The sequence below is a fragment of the Microcystis sp. M49636_WE2 genome (assembly GCF_030065375.1).
GTDB classification, from domain to species: Bacteria; Cyanobacteriota; Cyanobacteriia; order Cyanobacteriales; family Microcystaceae; genus Microcystis; species Microcystis aeruginosa_C.
In genome coordinates this window covers 1-1182 of record NZ_JASJFG010000567.1, presented here as the reverse complement: position 1 = coordinate 1182, position 1182 = coordinate 1, and the positions used below count along the sequence as shown (strand labels likewise).

Here is a 1182-nt window from a genome sequence, read left to right as displayed (position 1 = left end):
TGATAACTGATAACTGATAACTGATAACTGATAACTGATAACTGATAACTGATAACTGATAACTGATAACTGATAACTGATAACTGATAACTGATAACTGATAACTGATAACTGAATTATCCCTTGACAATTGCGCCAAAATCTGCTAGGACTCGGGCGTGATTTCGCAGTAAACCCAACAGATTTAAACGATTGCGACGGACAGATTCTTTTTCTGCCATCACTAACACACTATTTTCGCCATCAAAAAAGTCAGCCACCAGGGGAGAAATTGCCGTTAAAGCAGTGAGGAGACGCTGATAATCTCTTTGCTCTCTTGCGCTGATAGTTTCGGGAATTAGGGCAATTAAAGCGTTATAAAATGCTGATTCGGAGGATTGTTCAAATAACTCCGTATTGATGATTGCCTTGGCTTCTAGGGTAGTTGTATCTAAATCTCCTTTTTGTGCTAAACGGGTCGAGCGATTGACGGTTTCATAGATGTTGGCTAACTGACCATCCTGACGAATTTGGGATAAAAAGCGAGCGCGTTCACGGGTATCTAATAAATTTTCTAAAGCGCGAGACTTATACTCCGGATCGTTTTCCCCTAAAACTGCATTAACGAGATCGTAATCTATGCTCAAATCATCAATTAAGAGAGTTTGCAGACGTTGTAAAAAAAAATCTTTAATCAGATTGACTGGGTTGGGTTTATCGGGATGACTGGTGACAAAATCCTGAGCTATTTGCTCAATTAATGCCAAAAGATTGATATTAAAATCGGCTGACCAGATAATACTAATTATTGCATTGGCAGCCCGACGGAGAGCGAAGGGATCTGAAGAACCAGTGGGCAGCATTCCCAGTCCAAAAATACCGACTAAAGTATCCAATCTGTCGGCAATTCCCACCACTTGACCGGTTATTGTTTCCGGGAGTAGATCCCCGGCATTGCGAGGCAGATAATGTTCAAAAATGCCCCGGGCAACTACAGCCGATTCACCACTAATTAAAGCATATTTTTCGGCCATTACTCCCTGTAATTCAGGAAATTCATAAACCATTTGGGTAACTAAATCCGCTTTACAAAGCATGGCAGTGGACTCTATATCACTGCGACTTTGTTCATCGAGATTTAACTGTTCGACGATCATCTGGGCAATTTCCATAATCCGATCGACTTTATCGCGCATGGTTCCC

At 41.3% G+C, this 1182-nt stretch carries 1 protein-coding gene; it reads right to left on the bottom strand.

The window, feature by feature from the left end; translation table 11 throughout:
• Nucleotides 1–116: 116 nt before the first annotated feature.
• Nucleotides 117–1182 (bottom strand): glycine--tRNA ligase subunit beta (glyS, locus tag PX484_RS13100; protein WP_288104172.1); only part of this gene is annotated, 1066 nt, incomplete at its 5' end.